The sequence below is a fragment of the Leclercia sp. W17 genome (assembly GCF_003336325.1).
GTDB lineage: Bacteria > Pseudomonadota > Gammaproteobacteria > Enterobacterales > Enterobacteriaceae > Enterobacter.
On the sequence record NZ_CP031101.1, the window covers coordinates 1616539 to 1636446 of the forward strand.

The 19908-nt window shown below is 57.0% G+C and carries 18 protein-coding genes; all 18 read left to right on the plus strand.

Features of this window, described 5'->3' with window-relative positions; all coding sequences use genetic code 11:
• The first annotated feature begins 2 nt into the window (after positions 1–2).
• The 18 genes from wzb to wcaL all read left to right on the plus strand — a co-directional run bounded on the left by wzb (position 3) and on the right by wcaL (position 19904).
• Positions 3–446, plus strand: a complete 444-nt coding sequence (wzb, locus tag DVA44_RS07825) for a low molecular weight protein-tyrosine-phosphatase Wzb (protein ID WP_103180226.1) — start codon at positions 3–5, stop codon at positions 444–446.
• Between the two features lie 2 nt (positions 447–448).
• Complete coding sequence (wzc, locus tag DVA44_RS07830; RefSeq protein ID WP_114386131.1) at positions 449–2611, plus strand: tyrosine-protein kinase Wzc; 2163 nt, start codon at positions 449–451, stop codon at positions 2609–2611.
• A 20-nt stretch (positions 2612–2631) separates the two neighbouring features.
• Positions 2632–3471: a colanic acid biosynthesis glycosyltransferase WcaA gene (gene wcaA, locus DVA44_RS07835; RefSeq protein ID WP_103825101.1), complete on the plus strand. Its 840-nt coding sequence runs from the start codon at positions 2632–2634 to the stop codon at positions 3469–3471.
• Between the two features lie 2 nt (positions 3472–3473).
• A complete protein-coding gene (wcaB, locus tag DVA44_RS07840) occupies positions 3474–3962 on the plus strand; it encodes a colanic acid biosynthesis acetyltransferase WcaB (RefSeq protein WP_103181109.1) in 489 nt (162 codons plus the stop codon).
• Positions 3959–5176 carry a colanic acid biosynthesis glycosyltransferase WcaC gene (wcaC, locus tag DVA44_RS07845; RefSeq protein ID WP_114386132.1) on the plus strand — a complete coding sequence of 406 codons (1218 nt, stop codon included), beginning with the start codon at positions 3959–3961 and terminating at the stop codon, positions 5174–5176. Before wcaB ends, wcaC begins: the two co-directional genes overlap by 4 nt.
• Positions 5151–6371 carry a colanic acid polymerase WcaD gene (wcaD, locus tag DVA44_RS07850; RefSeq protein ID WP_114314505.1) on the plus strand — a complete coding sequence of 407 codons (1221 nt, stop codon included), beginning with the start codon at positions 5151–5153 and terminating at the stop codon, positions 6369–6371. Before wcaC ends, wcaD begins: the two co-directional genes overlap by 26 nt.
• An 11-nt stretch (positions 6372–6382) precedes the next feature.
• The gene (gene wcaE, locus DVA44_RS07855) at positions 6383–7129 is read left to right on the plus strand and encodes a colanic acid biosynthesis glycosyltransferase WcaE (RefSeq protein ID WP_114386133.1); all 747 of its coding nucleotides are present in this window, start codon (positions 6383–6385) and stop codon (positions 7127–7129) included.
• A gap of 15 nt (positions 7130–7144) precedes the next feature.
• Complete coding sequence (gene wcaF / locus DVA44_RS07860) at positions 7145–7693, plus strand: colanic acid biosynthesis acetyltransferase WcaF (protein ID WP_114386134.1); 549 nt, start codon at positions 7145–7147, stop codon at positions 7691–7693.
• Positions 7694–7720: 27 nt separating this feature from the next.
• A complete protein-coding gene (gene gmd / locus DVA44_RS07865; RefSeq protein WP_103180220.1) occupies positions 7721–8842 on the plus strand; it encodes a GDP-mannose 4,6-dehydratase in 1122 nt (373 codons plus the stop codon).
• 2 nt (positions 8843–8844) lie between these two features.
• The gene (locus tag DVA44_RS07870; protein WP_114386136.1) at positions 8845–9810 is read left to right on the plus strand and encodes a GDP-L-fucose synthase; all 966 of its coding nucleotides are present in this window, start codon (positions 8845–8847) and stop codon (positions 9808–9810) included.
• 2 nt (positions 9811–9812) lie between these two features.
• Complete coding sequence (locus DVA44_RS07875; protein ID WP_114386138.1) at positions 9813–10286, plus strand: GDP-mannose mannosyl hydrolase; 474 nt, start codon at positions 9813–9815, stop codon at positions 10284–10286.
• Complete coding sequence (gene wcaI, locus DVA44_RS07880) at positions 10283–11506, plus strand: colanic acid biosynthesis fucosyltransferase WcaI (RefSeq protein ID WP_114386140.1); 1224 nt, start codon at positions 10283–10285, stop codon at positions 11504–11506. The genes DVA44_RS07875 and wcaI overlap by 4 nt, the downstream gene beginning before the upstream one ends.
• Positions 11507–11509: 3 nt before the next feature.
• Positions 11510–12946: a mannose-1-phosphate guanyltransferase gene (gene cpsB / locus DVA44_RS07885; protein WP_103180216.1), complete on the plus strand. Its 1437-nt coding sequence runs from the start codon at positions 11510–11512 to the stop codon at positions 12944–12946.
• Between the two features lie 116 nt (positions 12947–13062).
• Entirely contained in the window at positions 13063–14433 is a 1371-nt protein-coding gene (gene cpsG / locus DVA44_RS07890) for a colanic acid biosynthesis phosphomannomutase CpsG (protein WP_114386142.1), read from the plus strand.
• Positions 14434–14482: 49 nt separating this feature from the next.
• Positions 14483–15877, plus strand: a complete 1395-nt coding sequence (gene wcaJ / locus DVA44_RS07895) for an undecaprenyl-phosphate glucose phosphotransferase (protein WP_114386144.1) — start codon at positions 14483–14485, stop codon at positions 15875–15877.
• A gap of 1 nt (position 15878) precedes the next feature.
• Entirely contained in the window at positions 15879–17357 is a 1479-nt protein-coding gene (gene wzxC / locus DVA44_RS07900) for a colanic acid undecaprenyl disphosphate flippase WzxC (RefSeq protein WP_114386146.1), read from the plus strand.
• 49 nt (positions 17358–17406) lie between these two features.
• A complete protein-coding gene (wcaK, locus tag DVA44_RS07905; RefSeq protein WP_114314513.1) occupies positions 17407–18687 on the plus strand; it encodes a colanic acid biosynthesis pyruvyl transferase WcaK in 1281 nt (426 codons plus the stop codon).
• Entirely contained in the window at positions 18684–19904 is a 1221-nt protein-coding gene (gene wcaL, locus DVA44_RS07910) for a colanic acid biosynthesis glycosyltransferase WcaL (RefSeq protein ID WP_114386148.1), read from the plus strand. Before wcaK ends, wcaL begins: the two co-directional genes overlap by 4 nt.
• Positions 19905–19908: the final 4 nt, after the last annotated feature.

The following is a 19908-nucleotide window of genomic DNA, read 5'->3' on the forward strand; positions in this document are numbered from 1 at the left end:
CGATGTTTAACAAAATTCTGGTGGTTTGTGTGGGGAATATCTGCCGTTCCCCTACCGCTGAGCGGCTACTTAAGCAGTACCAACCGCAGCTCACCGTGGCGTCAGCCGGGTTGGGTGCGCTGGTGGGCAAAGGGGCCGATGAGCGTGCAAGTCAGGTTGCGGCGGAGCATCAGCTTTCACTCGACGGGCATTGCGCCCGTCAGGTGACGGCCAGCCTCTGCCGTGACTACGACCTGATCCTCGCGATGGAAAAACGCCACATTCATGCCCTGTGCGATATCGCACCGGAGATGCGCGGCAAAGTGATGCTGTTTGGTCACTGGGACAACGAGCGTGAGATCCCCGATCCGTACCGCAAAAGCCATGAAGCGTTTGAGGCGGTTTACACCTTACTCGACCAGTCTGCCCGCCAGTGGGCAGAGGCACTGAACGTTCAGCAGGGATAATAATGACAGCAAACGTAAAACCTTCTGCCGCCCCGAGCGCGGGCAGTGATGAAATTGATATTGGTCGTCTGATCGGGACCGTGGTCGAGGCGCGCTGGTGGGTGATTGGCATCACCGCGCTCTTTGCCGTTGCGGCGGTGATTTACACCTTTTTTGCCACCCCGATTTACAGCGCCGACGCGCTGGTACAAATAGAGCAAAACACCGGCAATTCCCTGGTGCAGGACATTGGATCGGCGCTGGCAAATAAGCCGCCCGCCTCGCAGGCGGAAATTGAGTTGATCCAGTCCCGCCTTGTGCTGGGAAAAACCGTGGACGATCTGGACCTCGATATCGGCGTCACTAAAAACACCTTCCCGGTGTTTGGTGCGGGCTGGGACCGGTTAATGGGCCGTCAGAATGATACGGTTAAAGTGACCACCTTCCAGCTTCCTGCCGGCGGCGCCAGCCAGGAGTTTACCCTTGAGGTACTGGGGAAAGACCAGTATCAGCTCACCAGTGACGCCGGGTTTAGCGCCCGCGGCAAGGTGGGGGAGATGCTGAATAAAGATGGCGTCAGCATGATGGTCAGCGACATTCATGCCCAGAGCGGCAGCGAGTTCACCGTCAGCAAATTCTCAATGCTCGGGATGATCAATAACCTGCAGGGCAACCTGTCGGTCACCGAAACCGGAAAGGATACCGGGGTGCTGAGACTGACCTTTACCGGCGAGGATAAGGACAAGATCCGCGACATTCTCAACAGCATTACCCGCAACTACCAGGCGCAGAACGTGAAGCGTAAGTCGGAAGAGGCGTCAAAAAGCCTCGACTTCCTCGCGAAACAGCTCCCGGAAGTGCGCGCCCATCTGGATCAGGCCGAGAACAAGCTCAACGCTTTCCGTCAGGATAAAGACTCCGTCGACCTGCCGCTCGAAGCGAAGTCGGTGCTGGATTCGATGGTCAATATCGACGCCCAGCTCAACGAGCTGACCTTTAAAGAGGCGGAAATTTCCAAACTCTACACCAAACGCCATCCGGCCTACCGCACGCTGCTGGAAAAACGCCAGACGCTGGAAGAGGAAAAAGCCAAGCTCAATAACCGCGTCACCGCGATGCCAAAGACTCAGCAGGAGATCCTGCGTCTGACCCGCGACGTGGAGTCTGGCCAGCAGGTCTATATGCAGCTGCTGAACAAACAGCAGGAGCTGAAGATCACCGAGGCGAGCACCGTTGGCGATGTGCGGATTGTCGACCCGGCCATCACCCAGCCGGGCGTGCTGAAGCCGAAGAAGGCGCTGATTATTCTCGGCAGCATTATTCTCGGCCTGATGCTCTCCATCGTCGGCGTGCTGCTGCGCTCCCTGTTTAACCGTGGGATCGAAAGCCCGCAGGTGCTGGAGGAGCACGGCATCAACGTCTACGCCAGCATCCCGCTGTCGGAGTGGCAGAAGTCGCGCGACAGCGTCAAAACCACCAATGGCGTCAAACGCTACAAACAGAGCCAGCTGCTGGCAGTCGGTAACCCGACGGATCTGGCTATCGAAGCTATCCGCAGCCTGCGCACCAGTTTGCACTTCGCCATGATGCAGGCCAGCAACAACGTACTGATGCTTACCGGGGTCAGCCCGTCTATCGGTAAAACCTTTGTCTGCGCCAACCTGGCGGCGGTAGTCAGCCAGACCAACAAGCGCGTGCTGCTGATCGACTGCGATATGCGTAAGGGCTACACCCACGAGCTGCTCGGCACAAACAACGTTAACGGTCTGTCGGACATTCTGCTGGGCAAGGGCGATATCAGCCAGTGCGCGAAGCCGACCTCCATCCCTAACTTTGACCTGGTCACGCGCGGACAGGTGCCGCCGAACCCGTCGGAACTGCTGATGAGCGAACGCTTTACCCAGCTGGTGAAGTGGGCGAGTGAAAACTATGACCTGGTGCTGATCGACACCCCGCCAATCCTCGCAGTAACGGATGCGGCAATTGTTGGTCGCCATGCGGGCACCACGCTGATGGTAGCGCGCTACGCGGTGAATACCCTGAAAGAGGTGGAAACCAGCCTCAGCCGCTTCGAGCAGAACGGCATTCCGGTGAAAGGGGTGATCCTCAACTCCATCTTCCGCCGCGCCACCGGGTATCAGGATTACGGGTATTACGAGTACGAATATAAGTCGGACAGCAAGTAATGAGCCATTCGGGGAACACCATGACACCACGTCCTTTGATTTCCATTTATATGCCGACATGGAACCGTCAGCAGCTGGCGATCCGTGCGATAAAATCGGTATTGCGCCAGGATTATGACCACTGGGAATTGATCATCGTTGATGACTGCTCCTCCTCGTACGAGCAGCTCCAGAAGTTTGTCGCTGACCTGGACGACCCGCGGGTGATCTACACCCATAACCCTATTAACTCCGGCGCCTGCGCGGTCCGCAATCAGGCTATTCTGCAGGCCTCCGGTCAGTATCTGACCGGTATTGACGATGACGACGAGTGGACGCCAAACCGGCTGTCGACCTTCCTGGCGCATCAGCACCACCTGGTGACCCACGCCTTTTTGTACGCCAACGACTACGTTTGTGAGGGGGAGGTCTACTCTCAGCCCGCCAGCCTGCCGTTGTACCCAAAATCGCCGTACTCCCGCCAGCTGTTCTACAAGCGCAACATCATCGGCAATCAGGTCTTTACCTGGGCGTGGCGCTTTAAGGAGTGCCTGTTCGATACGTCGCTTGCCGCCGCCCAGGATTACGACATCTTCCTGCGGATGGTGGTGGAGTATGGCGAGCCGTGGAAGGTAGAAGAAGCCACCCAGATCCTGCACATCAATCATGGTGAAATGCAGATCACCTCGTCGCCGAAAAAATTCTCCGGCTACTTCCACTTCTACCGCAAGCACCGGGACAAGTTCGACCGCGCCAGCCGGAAGTATCAGCTCTTTACGCTGTATCAGATCCGCAATAAGCGGATGAACTGGCGCACCCTGTTGACGCTGATTTCGGTCCGTAACGGTAAGCGTCTGGCCGACGGACTGCGGGGGAAATAATGGTGCTGGAAGATTGTCGCGCAAACAGCTGGAGCCTGCGCCCCTGCTGCATGGTGCTGGCTTATCGGGTGGCTCATTTTTGCTCGGTGTGGCGCAAAAAAAACGTCCTCAACAATCTGTGGGCGGCGCCGGTTCTGGTGCTTTACCGCCTCATCACCGAGTGCATCTTCGGCTACGAGATCCAGGCTGCGGCCACCATCGGCCGCCGCTTCACCATTCACCACGGCTATGCCGTGGTGATCAATAAATTCGTGGTCGCCGGGGATGATTTTACCATCCGCCATGGGGTGACCCTCGGTAACCGCGGCCCGGACAGCCTGGCCTGTCCGGTCATCGGCAATAACGTTGAGCTGGGCGCCAACGTGGTGATGATCGGTGATATCACCGTCGGTAATAACGTCACCGTGGGGGCGGGAAGCGTAGTGCTGGACAGCATCCCCGACAACGCGCTGGTGGTGGGCGAGAAGGCCCGCGTGAAGGTGATCAAATGAACATTCTGCAATTTAACGTTCGTCTCGCCGAAGGCGGGGCGGCAGGGGTGGCGCTGGATCTGCACCAGCGCGCGATGCAAAAAGGACTTCAGTCGCGCTTTATCTACGGCTACGGCAAGGGCGGTAAGAAAAGCGTCAGCCACGATCGCTATCCACAGGTGGTGAAACACACCCCGCGCCTGACCTCAGTGGCCAATATTGCCCTGTTCCGTCTGTTTAACCGCGATCTGTTCGGCAACCTCAACAGCCTGTATCGCACCGTGACCCGCACGCCGGGCCCGGTAGTGCTCCATTTTCACGTCCTGCACAGCTATTGGCTGAAACTGGAAGAGGTCGTGGCGTTTTGCCAGAAGGTGCAGGCGCACAAACCCGACACCACGTTCGTCTGGACCCTGCACGATCACTGGAGCGTTACTGGCCGCTGCGCCTTTACCGACGGCTGCGAAGGGTGGAAAACAAACTGCCAGAAATGCCCGACGCTCAGCAACTATCCGCCGGTGAAGGTGGATCGCGCCCATAAGCTGGTGGATGGCAAGCGTCAGCTGTTCCGTGACATGCTGGCGCTCGGCTGTCAGTTCATCTCTCCCAGCCAGCATGTGGCCGATGCCTTTAACAGCCTGTACGGGGCAGGGCGCTGCCGGATCATCAATAACGGTATCGACGTGGCGACAGAGGCCATTCTGGCAGAGTTGACCCCGGTCGCCGTTACCGCCGGCAAGCCGAAAATTGCCGTGGTCGCGCACGATCTGCGCTACGACGGCAAAACCAACCAGCAGCTGGTGCGCAACATGATGGCGCTCGGCGACAAGATCGAGCTGCACACCTTCGGCAAATTCTCGCCGTTTGAAGGGCCGAACGTGGTGAATCACGGCTTCGAAACCGACAAACGCAAACTTATGAGCGCCCTGAACGGGATGGATGCGCTGGTGTTCAGCTCCCGGGTGGATAACTACCCGCTGATCCTGTGCGAAGCGCTCTCCATCGGGGTGCCAGTGATCGCCACCCACAGCGACGCCGCGCGGGAAGTGCTGGAAAAATCGGGGGGCAAAACCTTCAGCGAAGAGGAAGTGCTGCCTCTGGTGCAGCTGGCGAAAGCGGATATCGCCCAGGCGGTATTTGGTACCAGCCTTGAGGCATTCCGCACCCGCAGCCGCCAGGCCTACAGTGGACAACAGATGCTGGAGGAGTATGTCTCGTTCTATCAGAATCTGTAGCTATCTGCTGCTGCCGCTCATCTACCTGCTGGTCAACGTCAAAATTGCCCAGCTGGGAGAGAGCTTCCCCATTACCATCGTGACCTTTTTACCGCTACTGCTGTTGCTGTTTGTCGACAAAATCAGCGTGAAAAAGCTGATGATAGCGCTGGGGCTGGGGGCGGGGCTGACGGCCTTCAACTACATTTTTGGTCAGTCGCTGGATGCCAGTAAATACGTCACCTCCACCATGCTGTTTGTCTATATCGTCATCATTATTGGCATGGTGTGGAGTATTCGCTTTAAAACGGTCTCGCCGCACAATTATCGGAAGATCCTCAGGTTCTTTTATCTGGTCATTGGAATCATTGTCACCCTCGCCGCACTGGAGATGGCGCAAATTATTCTGACCGGCGGCAGTAGCCTGATGGAAATAATTTCGAAATATCTTATTTACAGTAATAGCTATGTACTGAATTTCATTAAATTTGGCGGCAAGCGTACCACAGCGCTCTATTTTGAACCGGCATTCTTCGCTCTGGCGTTAATCTCAATTTGGCTCAGCATCAAACAGTTTGGTATCAAAACGCCCAAGAGCGATGCTATGATTCTTGCAGGAATTGTTCTGTCAGGATCGTTCTCCGGGGTGATGACATTTATTCTGTTTTACCTTCTGGAGTGGGCGTTCCAGTATCTGAATAAAGAGGCGATCAAGAAAAAGTTACCTTTAGCGATCATTTCATTGTCCGTCTTTTTAGTCGGGGTGGTATTTGCCTTCCCGTATATTTCCGAACGTCTGGGTGATTTGGGCACCGAAGGGTCATCCTCTTATTACCGTATTATCGGTCCGCTGGTGATGGTGGGGTACTCTTTAACCCATATTGACGGTGTAGTCAGATTTGGCTCACTTTATGAATATGTCGCATCATTCGGAATCTTTAACGGTGCGGACGTCGGAAAAACAATAGACAATGGCTTGTATCTGCTGATTATTTATTTTTCATGGTTCGCAGTATTATTAACGGCGTGGTATCTGTTTAAAGTTTTCAAAATGATGATCAGCGCCTTTGGTGATAATCAGAATTTTCGCGTACAGCTTTATCTCTTTACGCCAGTATCGCTGTTTTTTACCGGGTCAATATTTAGCCCAGAGTATGCATTTTTGATTGTATGCCCGTTTATTTTGCGCAAAGCGCTTAATATTACGCATTCATAACGAGGTGGTTCATGTTACTAAGCGTTATTACTGTCGCCTTTCGTAACTACGAGGGCGTGGTAAAAACCTGGCGGTCGCTGCGCAATCTGGCAGGCGATCCCAGCCTCAACTTTGAATGGATTGTGGTGGATGGTGGTTCGAACGACGGCACCGCAGAATTCCTCGAAAAACTGAATGGTGAGTATAACTTACGCTACATCAGCGAGAAAGATCGCGGTATCTACGATGCCATGAATAAAGGTATCGATATGGCGCAGGGGCGCTATGCCATCTTCCTTAATTCCGGCGATATTTTTCATAACGACGTAGCGCAGTTTGTCCGTCAACTCGTTCGAGTCCAGGATAACGCTATGTATATGGGCGATGCGTTACTTGATTTCGGTGATGGAAATAAAGTGCGCCGTACGGCGAAACCGGGCTGGTATATTTACCACAGCCTGCCGGCCAGCCATCAGGCGATTTTCTTTCCGCTGAGCGGGTTAAAAACGTACCCGTACGATCTGCAGTACCGCGTTTCGTCGGATTACGCTCTGGCCGCTCGGCTGTATAAAGCCGGATATCCTTTTAAACGTCTGCCAGGTCTGGTTTCTGAATTTTCGATGGGCGGCGTGTCAACGTCGAATAATCTGGAATTATGCCAGGATGCCCGCAAGGTGCAACGCGACATATTACGCGTACCGGGCGTATGGGCGGAATTATCTTATTTATTACGTCTTAAAACCACGGGTAAAACCAAAGCCTTATATAACAAAGTCTGAATATAAGGAAAAAGTATGCAGGAATTAAGCGGCTTCTCTGTGCCAAAAGGATCTCGTGGCGCAGGGGGGATTAAAGTGCAGTTATGGTGGGCGGTACAGGCGACATTATTTGCCTGGTCCCCACAAATTATGTATCGCTGGCGCGCATTTTTATTACGCAGCTTCGGTGCAAAAATCGGAAAAAACGTAGTGATTCGCCCGTCGGTAAAAATTACTTACCCATGGAAATTAACCCTTGGGGATAACGCCTGGGTTGGTGACGACGCGGTGTTATATACGCTGGGTGAAATTTCGATTGGCGCGAATGCAGTGGTATCTCAGAAATGCTACCTCTGTACCGGCAGCCACGATTATATGAGTCAACATTTTGATATTAATGCGCAGCCAATCACCATTGGCGAGAAATGCTGGCTGGCGACCGACGTATTTGTCGCCCCCGGCGTCTCCATTGGCAATGGCACCGTTATTGGTGCGCGCAGCAGTGTTTTTAAGTCGCTACCGGCAAACAGGCTTTGCCGTGGCAATCCCGCAGTGGTGATACGCGAACGCGTTGAAACTGAATAACTTCTGATAAGTCTGGAGAAAATAAACATGTCTAAAGTCGCTCTCATCACCGGCGTAACCGGACAGGATGGTTCTTATCTGGCGGAACTCCTGCTGGAAAAAGGCTACGAAGTGCACGGAATCAAACGTCGTGCCTCCTCTTTTAACACCGAGCGCGTGGATCATATCTATCAGGATCCACACGCGGCGAACCCGAAATTCCATCTGCACTACGGCGATCTGACCGATACCTCCAACCTGACCCGTATTTTGCAGGAAGTCCAGCCGGATGAAGTCTATAACCTGGGCGCGATGAGCCACGTGGCCGTCTCCTTCGAATCCCCGGAATATACCGCTGACGTGGATGCCATCGGCACCTTGCGTCTGCTGGAAGCGATTCGTTTCCTCGGTCTTGAGAAGAAGACCCGTTTCTATCAGGCCTCCACCTCCGAGCTCTACGGCCTGGTGCAGGAGATCCCGCAGAAAGAGACGACGCCGTTCTACCCGCGCTCCCCGTATGCAGTGGCAAAAATGTACGCCTACTGGATCACCGTTAACTACCGTGAATCCTACGGCATGTACGCCTGCAACGGCATCCTGTTCAACCACGAGTCTCCGCGCCGTGGCGAGACCTTCGTGACCCGTAAGATCACCCGCGCGATTGCTAACATCGCTCAGGGTCTGGAGAAGAAGCTGCACCTCGGCAACATGGACTCCCTGCGCGACTGGGGCCATGCCAAAGACTACGTAAAAATGCAGTGGATGATGCTGCAGCAGGAAAAACCGGAAGACTTCGTTATCGCCACCGGCGTGCAGTACTCCGTGCGTCAGTTCGTTGAGATGGCTGCTGCCCAGCTGGGCATCAAGCTGCGCTTCGAAGGCACCGGCGTGGACGAGAAAGGGATTGTGGTCTCCGTAACCGGCCACGACGCACCGGGCGTACAGCCGGGCGACGTGATTGTGGAAGTTGACCCGCGCTACTTCCGTCCTGCCGAGGTAGAAACCCTGCTGGGCGACCCGACCAAAGCGCACGAAAAACTGGGCTGGAAACCAGAAACCACGCTGCAGGAGATGGTCTCCGAGATGGTGGCAAAAGATCTCGAAGCGGCGAAAAAACACTCCTTGCTTAAATCCCACGGCTACGAGGTTGCCATCGCGCTGGAGTCCTGAGAATGACCAAACAACGTATTTTTGTTGCCGGACATCGCGGGATGGTGGGTTCGGCGATTGTTCGCCAGCTGGAGCAGCGCGGCAACGTCGAGCTGGTGCTGCGCACCCGCGACGAGCTTAATCTGCTGGATGCGCAAGCAGTCGAGGCTTTCTTTGCTGAACAGCGCATCGACCAGGTCTATCTAGCGGCGGCGAAAGTGGGGGGGATTGTCGCCAACAATACCTACCCGGCGGATTTCATCTACGAGAACATGATGATCGAGAGCAACATCATTCACGCGGCGCACCTGCACAACGTGAACAAGCTGCTGTTCCTCGGCTCATCCTGTATCTACCCGAAGATGGCGAAGCAGCCTATTGCCGAGAGCGAGCTGCTGCAGGGTACGCTCGAGGCAACTAACGAGCCCTACGCGATTGCCAAGATTGCCGGGATCAAGCTGTGCGAGTCCTACAACCGCCAGTACGGTCGCGACTATCGTTCGGTGATGCCGACCAACCTGTACGGCCCGAACGATAACTTCCACCCGAGCAACTCCCATGTGATCCCGGCGCTGCTGCGCCGGTTCCATGAAGCCACCGTCAGCAACGCACCGGAAGTGGTGGTGTGGGGCAGCGGCACGCCGATGCGCGAATTCCTCCACGTGGATGATATGGCTGCTGCCAGCATTCATGTGATGGAGCTGGCCCGTGAGGTGTGGCAGGAGAACACCGAGCCGATGCTGTCGCACATCAACGTCGGCACCGGGGTGGACTGCACCATCCGCGAACTGGCTGAAACCATCGCTGAGGTGGTGGGGTACAAAGGCCGCGTGGCCTTCGATGCCACTAAACCCGACGGCACCCCACGCAAGCTGCTGGACGTAACCCGTCTGCACCAGCTGGGCTGGTTCCACGAGGTGACGCTGGCTCAGGGGCTGGCCAGCACCTACCAGTGGTTCCTGGAAAATCAGCACCGCTCCCGGGGGTAACTATGTTTTTAAGTCAGGAAGATTTTGCCACGGTAGTGCGTTCCACGCCGCTTATCTCCATCGATCTGATTGTGGAGAACGAGCGTGGCGAGTTCCTGCTCGGACAGCGCACCAATCGTCCGGCACAGGGCTACTGGTTCGTGCCAGGTGGGCGGGTGCAGAAAGATGAGACGCTGGAAAATGCCTTTGCGCGTCTGACGCAGGCGGAGCTGGGGCTCCGTCTGCTGATGACGGCAGGGCAGTTCTACGGGGTCTGGCAGCACTTCTATGACGACAACTTTTCCGGCACCGATTTCACCACCCACTATGTGGTGCTCGGTTTCCGCCTGAAGGTGAACCAGGCAGAGCTGCATCTGCCTGATGCGCAGCATGACGACTATCGCTGGCTGACGCCCGACGCGCTGCTGGCAAGCGATAACGTCCATGACAACAGCCGGGCCTATTTTCTGAAGCAGGCCGGAGTGCCGGGCTTATGAAAATTCTCGTATACGGCATTAACTACTCGCCGGAGCTGACCGGCATCGGTAAGTACACCGGCGAGATGGTGGAGTGGATGGCCCGTCAGGGCCATGAGGTGCGGGTCATTACCGCACCGCCTTATTATCCGGAGTGGCAGGTGGACGAGGACTATTCCAGCTGGCGCTACCGCCGCGAAGAGGGGGCCGCGACCGTCTGGCGCTGTCCGCTTTACGTGCCAAAGCAGCCCTCGACCTTAAAGCGGTTGATTCATCTGGGCAGCTTTGCCCTGAGCAGTTTCTTCCCGCTGATGGCGCAACGTCGCTGGAAGCCGGATCGCATTATCGGCGTGGTGCCGACCCTGTTTTGCACCCCAGGTATGCGCCTGCTGGGCAAGCTCTCAGGCGCCCGCACCCTGCTGCACATTCAGGATTACGAAGTGGACGCCATGCTGGGCCTGGGAATGGCCGGGAAAGGCAAGGGCGGCAAAGTGGCGAAACTGGCCAGCGCCTTCGAGCGCAGTAGCCTGCATAACGTCGATTACGTCTCGACCATCTCCCGCTCGATGATGAACAAAGCGCAGGAGAAGGGAGTAGCAGCGGAAAAGGTGATCTTCTTTCCAAACTGGTCGGAAGTGGCCCGTTTTCGCGACGTGACTGCTGTTGAGGCCGCGGCCCTGCGCGAGCAGCTGGGTCTGCCAGACGCCAAAAAAATCATTCTTTATTCGGGCAACATCGGTGAGAAGCAGGGGCTTGAGAACGTTATTGATGCCGCTGAAAAGCTCCGCGACCAGCCCTGGCAGTTTATGATTGTCGGCCAGGGCGGTGGCAAAGCGAGGCTGCAAAAGTTGGCCCAGGAGCGCGGCCTGCAGAACATCACTTTCCTGCCGCTGCAGCCCTACGAGGCCTTACCGGCGCTGCTGAAGATGGCCGATTGCCATCTGGTCGTGCAAAAGCGCGGCGCGGCGGATGCCGTTCTGCCCTCCAAGCTGACCAACATTCTGGCGGTGGGCGGAAATGCGGTGATCACCGCCGAAGCCCATACCGAGCTGGGCCAGCTGTGCGACACCCAGCCAGGGATCGCGGTGTGCGTCGAGCCGGAGTCGGTACCCGCCCTTGTGGTCGGGATCGAACAGGCGCTGAATATGCCCAAAGAGAACGCGATCGCGCGTGACTATGCCGAACGCACGCTCGAGAAAGAGAACGTGCTGAACCAGTTTATTGCAGATATTCGGGGATAAATCATGAATAAGAATACGTTGTACCCGGTTGTGATGGCGGGTGGCTCAGGTAGCCGGTTATGGCCACTCTCCCGCGTGCTCTATCCAAAACAGTTCCTCTGCCTGAAAGGGGAGCTCACCATGCTGCAGACCACGGTAAACCGCCTTAATGGCGTAGATTGCGAAAGCCCGGTGGTGATCTGTAATGAACAGCACCGCTTTATCGTCGCCGAGCAGCTGCGACAGCTGAACAAGCTGACCGAAAACATCATTCTTGAACCGGCCGGACGCAATACCGCCCCGGCCATCGCCCTCGCCGCGCTGGCGGCGAAGCGCAGCAGCCCGGATTGCGATCCGCTGATGCTGGTGCTGGCAGCGGATCACGTCATCCAGCAGGAAGAGGCGTTCCGCGATGCGGTGCGTGCCGCCATCCCTTATGCCGAAAGCGGCAAGCTGGTGACTTTCGGCATCGTGCCGGACCTGCCGGAGACCGGCTATGGCTATATCCGTCGCGGCAACGTCACGCCGGGGGAGGGCGACAGCCTGGCCTTTGACGTCGCGCAGTTCGTTGAGAAGCCGAATCTGGAAACCGCTCAGGCCTACGTCGCCAGCGGCGAGTACTACTGGAACAGCGGTATGTTCCTGTTCCGCGCCGGACGCTATCTGGAAGAGCTGCAAAAGTATCGCCCGGACATCCTGGAAGCCTGCGAACGCGCAATGGCGACCGTCGACCCGGATCTGGACTTTATCCGCGTGGACGAAGCCGCGTTCCTGGCCTGCCCGGAGGAGTCGGTGGATTACGCGGTAATGGAACGTACCGCCGATGCGGTGGTGGTGCCAATGGATGCGGGCTGGAGCGACGTCGGCTCCTGGTCATCCCTGTGGGAGATCAGCGCCCACACGCCGGAAGGTAACGTCCATCACGGGGATGTGATCAGCCATAAAACCGAGAACAGCTATGTCTATGCCGAATCGGGCCTGGTGACCACCGTCGGCGTTAAAGATCTGGTTGTGGTACAGACCAAAGACGCGGTGCTGATTGCCGATCGCAATGCGGTGCAGGACGTCAAAAAAGTGGTGGAGCAGATCAAGGCCGATGGCCGCCATGAGCACCACATTCACCGCGAAGTCTATCGTCCATGGGGCAAATATGACTCCATCGACGAAGGCGACCGTTATCAGGTGAAACGTATCACCGTTAAACCGGGCGAGGGGCTGTCGGTGCAGATGCATCACCACCGGGCGGAACACTGGGTAGTGGTGGCAGGTACCGCCAAAGTCACTATCGACAATGTTGAGACCCTGCTCGGTGAGAACGAATCGATTTATATCCCGCTGGGGGCGACGCACTGCCTGGAAAACCCAGGGAAAATCCCTCTCGATCTGATTGAAGTGCGCTCCGGATCGTATCTGGAAGAGGACGATATCGTCCGATTTGAAGACCGTTACGGGCGCGTATAGCGCGGCCTGAAATGCCGGATGGCGCTTCGCTTACCCGGCCTACGAAATAGACGAAATAAAAAATTAAATTGGCCCTCTCCGGGTCGGGCCAACTGTTGCCTGAAAAAGGGGTAATGATGCAAAAGTTAACTTGTTTTAAAGCCTACGACATTCGCGGCAAGCTGGGTGAAGAGCTGAATGAGGACATTGCGTGGCGCATTGGCCGCGCGTACGGCGAATATTTAAAGCCGAAAACCATCGTGCTGGGCGGCGACGTGCGTTTGACCAGCGAAGCGTTAAAGCTGGCGCTGGCAAAAGGGTTGCAGGACGCGGGCGTGGATGTGCTGGATATCGGCCTTTCCGGTACCGAAGAGATCTATTTTGCCACCTTCCATTTAGGCGTCGACGGCGGGATCGAAGTGACCGCCAGCCATAACCCGATGGACTACAACGGCATGAAGCTGGTGCGCGAGGGTGCGCGCCCGATCAGCGGCGATACCGGCCTGCGCGACGTACAGCGTCTGGCGGAAGCCAACGACTTCCCGCCGGTAAACGAGTCAACGCGCGGTAGCTATAAGAAAATCGATCTGCGTGATGCCTACATCGATCACCTGCTGGGCTACATCAATGTGGCGAACCTCAAACCGCTGAAGCTGGTCATCAACTCCGGCAACGGCGCCGCAGGCCCGGTGGTGGATGCCCTGGAAGCGCGCTTTAAAGAACTGAACGTGCCGGTTACTTTCGTCAAAGTGCACAACACCCCGGACGGCACCTTCCCGAACGGTATTCCTAACCCGCTGCTGCCGGAGTGCCGCGACGATACCCGCAACGCGGTGATCGAACACGGTGCCGATATGGGCATCGCCTTTGACGGCGACTTCGACCGCTGCTTCCTGTTCGACGAAAAAGGGCAGTTTATCGAGGGCTACTACATTGTCGGCCTGCTGGCGGAAGCCTTCCTCGAGAAAAATCCCGGCTCACGCATCATTCATGATCCGCGCCTCTCCTGGAATACGGTGGATGTGGTCTCCGCGGCAGGCGGCACGCCGGTAATGTCCAAAACCGGTCATGCCTTTATCAAAGAGCGGATGCGCGAAGAAGACGCGATTTATGGCGGCGAGATGAGTGCCCACCACTACTTCCGCGATTTTGCCTACTGCGACAGCGGGATGATCCCGTGGCTGCTGGTGACCGAGCTGCTGTGCCTGAAGGGCCAGTCGCTGGGGGAACTGGTGCGCGACCGCATGGCGGCCTTCCCGGCGAGCGGGGAGATCAACAGCACGCTGGAGGCACCTGCCGAGGCGATTGCCCGCGTGGAGCACCACTTTGCCCTGCACGCGCTGGAGATCGACCGTACCGACGGCATCAGCATGACATTCCCGCAGTGGCGCTTCAACCTGCGCTCATCCAACACCGAGCCGGTGGTGCGCCTGAACGTGGAATCCCGTGCCGATGCGGCGCTGATGGCGGCGCGAACACAGGACATTATGGCGCTGTTGAATCAGTAACCTTTCCCCCTCTCTCGCTGGGGGAGGGGGCCCTGAAACAGGAACAACGATGACAAATCTAAAAAAGCGCGAGCGAGCCAAAACGAATGCATCGTTAATCTCTATGGTGCAGCGTTTTTCTGATATCACCATCATGTTCGGTGGGTTGTGGATGGTGTGTAAAATCAGCGGGCTGCCGTTCCTCTACATGCACCTGCTGATGGCGCTGATCGCGCTGGTAGTCTTCCAGATGATCGGCGGGATGACCGATTTCTACCGCTCATGGCGGGGCGTCAAGATCGCCACCGAGCTACTGCTGCTGTTGCAGAACTGGACCTTAAGCCTGGTCTTCAGCTTCGGGCTGGTGGCTTTCAATAATGACTTTGATAATCGCTTTGCCACCTATTTCGCCTGGTATCTGTTAACCAGCGTGGGGATGGTAGTCTGCCGCTCGCTTATCCGTTTTGGTGCGGGCTGGCTGCGTAACCGGGGTTACAACACCCGCCGGGTGGCGGTGGCCGGGAGCCTGCCGGCCGGGCTGGCACTGCTTGACGGTTTTCGTAAAGAGCCATGGCTGGGCTTTGACGTGGTGGGCGTTTATCACGACGCGCAGCCTGGCGGCGTATCCGCTGACTGGGCCGGGAACTATTCTCAACTGATTGACGATGCCAAAGCGGGCAAAATTCATAACGTCTATATCGCCATGCCGATGAGCGACGAGGCCCGCATCAAAACCCTGATGCGTAAGCTGGCAGACACCACCTGTTCGGTGATCCTCATCCCGGACGTGTTCACCTTTAACATCCTGCATTCCCGTATCGAAGAGGTGAACGGCGTGCCGGTAGTGCCCCTGTATGACACGCCGCTCTCTGGCCTCAACCGGGTGCTGAAGCGCGTGGAGGACATCGTGCTGTCATCCCTGATCCTGCTGCTGATCTCCCCGGTGCTGTGCGCCATTGCGCTGGCGGTGAAGCTCACCTCAAAGGGGCCGGTGATCTTCCGCCAGACCCGCTACGGTATGGACGGTAAGCCGATCATGGTGTGGAAATTCCGCTCCATGAAGGTGATGGAAAACGACAACGTGGTGACCCAGGCGACGCAAAACGACCCGCGCGTCACCCGCGTGGGTAACTTCCTGCGCCGCACCTCGCTTGATGAACTGCCGCAGTTTATCAATGTGTTTACCGGTGGGATGTCCATTGTCGGCCCACGCCCGCATGCGGTAGCGCATAACGAGCAGTATCGTCAGCTTATCGAAGGTTACATGCTGCGCCACAAGGTGAAGCCGGGGATCACCGGCTGGGCGCAGATCAACGGCTGGCGCGGCGAAACTGACACCCTGGAGAAAATGGAAAAACGCATTGAGTTCGACCTCGAGTACATCCGCGAGTGGAGCCTCTGGTTCGATATCAAGATCGTCTTTCTGACCATCTTCAAGGGCTTTGTGAACAAAGCGGCGTACTGACATGAGCTTACGTGAAAAAACCCTCAGCGGGGCAAAGTGGTCGGCTATCGCCACGGTGATCATCATCGGCCTTGGGCTGGTGCAGATGACGGTGCTGGCGCGCATTATCGATAACCACCAGTTTGGCCTGTTGACCGTCTCGCTGGTGATCATTGCCCTCGCCGATACGCTGTCAGATTTCGGCATCGCCAACTCCATTATCCAGCGTAAAGAGATTAGCCAGCTGGAGCTGACCACCCTCTACTGGCTGAACGTCGGCCTCGGCATCCTGGTGTTCGTGGCGCTGTTCCTGCTGAGCGATGCCATTGCCCTGGCGCTGAACAACCCGGAGCTGGCGCCGCTGATGCGTACGCTGTCGTTCGCGTTTGTGGTGATCCCCCACGGGCAGCAGTTCCGCGCGCTGATGCAAAAGGAGCTCGAATTCAGCAAGATCGGCATGATCGAGACCAGCTCGGTGCTGGCCGGATTTACCTTTACCGTGATCAGCGCCCATTTCTGGCCGTGGGCGTTAACCGCCATCCTCGGGTATCTGGTTAACTCTGCCGTGCGCACGCTGCTGTTTGGCTACTTCGGGCGCAAAATCTACCGTCCGGGCTTCCACTTCTCACTCGCATCGGTGTCATCCAACCTGCGCTTCGGCGCGTGGCTGACTGCCGACAGCATCATCAACTACGTCAATACCAACCTCTCCACTCTGGTACTGGCGCGCATTCTCGGCGCCAGCGTGGCGGGTGGCTATAACCTGGCGTACAACGTGGCGGTCGTTCCGCCGATGAAGCTCAACCCGATTATCACCCGCGTGCTGTTCCCGGCATTCGCCAAAATTCAGGACGATACCGACAAGCTCAGGCTCAACTTCTACAAGCTGCTGTCGGTGGTGGGGATCATTAACTTCCCGACCCTGCTGGGGCTGATGGTGGTCTCCGGCAATCTGGTGCCCCTGATATTCGGTGAGAAGTGGCTGAGCATTGTACCGATCCTGCAACTGCTGTGTGTGGTGGGGCTGTTGCGCTCCGTTGGCAACCCGATCGGTTCGCTGCTGATGGCCAAAGCCCGCGTCGATATCAGCTTCAAATTTAACGTCTTCAAGACATTCCTGTTTATTCCGGCGATTGTCATTGGCGGCCATCTGGCCGGCGCGATGGGGGTCACGCTGGGCTTCCTGCTGGTGCAGATCGTCAACACCATCCTGAGCTACTTCGTGATGATTAAGCCGGTGCTGGGCTCCAGCTATCGTCAGTACATCCTGAGCCTGTGGCTGCCGTTTTACCTGTCGCTGCCGACGCTGGCGGTGAGCTATGGCTTAGGGCTGGCCCTGAAAGGCCATCTGCCGCTGGCGGCGCTGCTGGCAGTGCAGGTCGCCGCGGGCGCACTGGCCTTCGCGGTGATGATTGTGCTGTCGCGGAACGCGCTGGTGGTGGAGATCAAGCGCCAGTTCTGCCGCAACGAAAAGATGAAAACGCTGCTTCGCGCAGGTTAATTATTTCCTCCCCCTCTCCGCTGGGAGGGGAATTTTTTAAGAGGTTATTATGAAATTATTGATTCTGGGCAACCATACCTGTGGCAACCGTGGTGACAGCGCCATTCTGCGCGGCCTGCTTGATGCGATTTATGCCCTGTCTCCGGAGACAGAAGTGGATGTGATGAGCCGTTACCCGGTCAGCTCCTCCTGGCTGCTGAACCGCCCGGTGATGGGCGATCCGCTCTACAGCCAGATGAAGCAGCATAACAGCGCCGCGGGCATGATGGGCCGCGTGAAAAAGGTGCTGCGCCGCCGCTATCAGCACCAGGTCCTGCTGTCACGGGTGACCGACACCGGCAAGCTGCGTAATATTGCCATTGCCCAGGGCTTTACCGATTTTGTCCGTCTGCTCTCCGGCTACGATGCCATCATCCAGGTGGGGGGCTCCTTCTTCGTTGACCTCTACGGCGTGCCGCAGTTCGAGCATGCGCTCTGCACCTTTATGGCGAAAAAGCCGCTGTTTATGGTCGGGCACAGCGTCGGCCCGTTCCAGGATCCCCAGTTCAACCAGCTGGCGAACTACGTATTTGGTCACTGTGACGCGCTGATCCTGCGCGAGTCGGTGAGCCTGAATCTGATGCAGCGCAGCGAGATCGACACAAGCAAGGTAGAGCAGGGAGTGGATACCGCCTGGCTGGTGGATCATCAGGAGGCGAATTTTACCCCCAGCTATGCCGTGCAGCACTGGCTGAATGTGGCGGCGCAGCAGAAGACTGTCGCCATCACTCTGCGTGAGCTGGCGCCGTTTGATAAGCGTCTGGGTACCACCCAGGCGGCCTATGAAAAGGCCTTTGCCGAGGTGGTTAACCGGGTGCTGGATAGCGGCTATCAGGTGCTGGCGCTCTCCACCTGTACCGGGATCGACAGCTACAACAAAGATGATCGTATGGTGGCGCTCAATCTGCGCCAGCACGTCAGCGATCCGTCCCGCTACCACGTAGTGATGGACGAACTTAACGATCTGGAGATGGGCAAGCTGCTGGGTGCCTGCGATCTGACTGTAGGCACACGTCTGCATTCGGCCATTATCTCTATGAACTTCGGCACCCCGGCCATCGCGATTAACTACGAACACAAGTCTGCCGGGATCATGCAGCAGCTGGGCATGCCGGAGATGGCGGTGGATATTCGTCATCTGCTGGACGGCTCCCTGGGGGCAATGGTCGGCGATACTCTCGGCCAGCTGCCAGCCATCAACGAACGCCTGGCGGTAGCGGTGAAAGCCGAACGTGAAAACGGCATCAAAATGGTGAAATCGGTGCTGGATCGGGTCGGGGAGGGCAAATGAAGGTTGGTTTCTTCTTACTGAAATTCCCGCTCTCGTCCGAAACCTTTGTGCTGAACCAGATCACCGCGTTTATTGATATGGGTTATGACGTGGAGATCGTCGCCCTGCAAAAGGGCGACACGCAAAATACCCACGCCGCATGGACGCAGTACGACCTGGCCAGCAAAACCCGCTGGTTACAGGATGAGCCCCAGGGCCGGCTTGCGAAACTGCGCTACCGCGCCCGCCAGACCCTGCGCGGGCTGCACCGTCCCGGCACATGGAAGGCGTTGAACGTCTCCCGCTATGGTGCCGAGTCGCGCAACCTGATCCTCTCCGCCATTTGCGGCCAGACGGTGCGGCCCTGGCGTGCAGATGTGTTTATCGCCCACTTCGGCCCGGCAGGCGTCACGGCGGCCAAGCTGCGCGAGTTGGGGGTTATCGAGGGGAAAATCGCTACCGTCTTTCACGGGATCGACATCTCCAGCCGGGAGGTATTGGCGCACTATACCCCTGAGTATCAACGCCTGTTTCAGCGCGGCGATATGATGCTGCCGATAAGCGACCTGTGGGCCGGACGCCTTAAAAATATGGGCTGCCCGCCCGAGAAAATTACCGTCTCACGCATGGGCGTGGATATGCAGCGCTTTACCCAACGGCCGGTTAAAACGCCGGGAAGCCCACTGCAAATCATCTCTGTTGCACGTCTGACCGAGAAAAAAGGGCTGCACGTGGCGATCGAAGCCTGCCGCCAGCTGAAAGCGCGCGGGGTGGATTTTCACTATCGCATTCTCGGTATTGGCCCCTGGGAACGTCGTCTGCGTACCCTGATCGAACAGTATGAGCTGGAGGCGTATGTCGAAATGCCGGGGTTCAAGCCCAGCCATGAGGTTAAAGCCATGCTGGATGCTGCCGACCTCTTTTTGCTCCCGTCAGTCACCGGCACGGATGGCGATATGGAGGGGATCCCGGTGGCGCTGATGGAAGCTATGGCAGTAGGCATACCGGTCGTTTCCACGGTGCATAGCGGTATTCCGGAACTGATCGAACCAGGCCATTCCGGCTGGCTGGTGGAGGAGAATAACCCGGAGGCACTGGCTAATCAGCTGGAGCAGTTTGCCGCGATTGCCCATCAGGAGCTTTCGCCTGTGCTGCACAATGCGCGCAAAAAGGTGGAGACCGATTTCAATCAACACCTTATCAATCGACAGTTAGCCACTCTGCTACAGACGCTTTAAAAAG

What these genes read in the sequence shown, in the direction of transcription:
- wzb (WP_103180226.1), top strand. Translation starts at nt 3, where the DNA reads ATGTTTAACAAAATTCTGGTGGTTTGTGTGGGGAATATCTGCCGTTCC.
- wzc (WP_114386131.1), top strand. Translation starts at nt 449, where the DNA reads ATGACAGCAAACGTAAAACCTTCTGCCGCCCCGAGCGCGGGCAGTGAT.
- wcaA (WP_103825101.1), top strand. Translation starts at nt 2,632, where the DNA reads ATGACACCACGTCCTTTGATTTCCATTTATATGCCGACATGGAACCGT.
- wcaC (WP_114386132.1), top strand. Translation starts at nt 3,959, where the DNA reads ATGAACATTCTGCAATTTAACGTTCGTCTCGCCGAAGGCGGGGCGGCA.
- wcaD (WP_114314505.1), top strand. Translation starts at nt 5,151, where the DNA reads ATGTCTCGTTCTATCAGAATCTGTAGCTATCTGCTGCTGCCGCTCATC.
- wcaE (WP_114386133.1), top strand. Translation starts at nt 6,383, where the DNA reads ATGTTACTAAGCGTTATTACTGTCGCCTTTCGTAACTACGAGGGCGTG.
- wcaF (WP_114386134.1), top strand. Translation starts at nt 7,145, where the DNA reads ATGCAGGAATTAAGCGGCTTCTCTGTGCCAAAAGGATCTCGTGGCGCA.
- gmd (WP_103180220.1), top strand. Translation starts at nt 7,721, where the DNA reads ATGTCTAAAGTCGCTCTCATCACCGGCGTAACCGGACAGGATGGTTCT.
- DVA44_RS07870 (WP_114386136.1), top strand. Translation starts at nt 8,845, where the DNA reads ATGACCAAACAACGTATTTTTGTTGCCGGACATCGCGGGATGGTGGGT.
- DVA44_RS07875 (WP_114386138.1), top strand. Translation starts at nt 9,813, where the DNA reads ATGTTTTTAAGTCAGGAAGATTTTGCCACGGTAGTGCGTTCCACGCCG.
- wcaI (WP_114386140.1), top strand. Translation starts at nt 10,283, where the DNA reads ATGAAAATTCTCGTATACGGCATTAACTACTCGCCGGAGCTGACCGGC.
- cpsB (WP_103180216.1), top strand. Translation starts at nt 11,510, where the DNA reads ATGAATAAGAATACGTTGTACCCGGTTGTGATGGCGGGTGGCTCAGGT.
- cpsG (WP_114386142.1), top strand. Translation starts at nt 13,063, where the DNA reads ATGCAAAAGTTAACTTGTTTTAAAGCCTACGACATTCGCGGCAAGCTG.
- wcaJ (WP_114386144.1), top strand. Translation starts at nt 14,483, where the DNA reads ATGACAAATCTAAAAAAGCGCGAGCGAGCCAAAACGAATGCATCGTTA.
- wzxC (WP_114386146.1), top strand. Translation starts at nt 15,879, where the DNA reads ATGAGCTTACGTGAAAAAACCCTCAGCGGGGCAAAGTGGTCGGCTATC.
- wcaK (WP_114314513.1), top strand. Translation starts at nt 17,407, where the DNA reads ATGAAATTATTGATTCTGGGCAACCATACCTGTGGCAACCGTGGTGAC.
- wcaL (WP_114386148.1), top strand. Translation starts at nt 18,684, where the DNA reads ATGAAGGTTGGTTTCTTCTTACTGAAATTCCCGCTCTCGTCCGAAACC.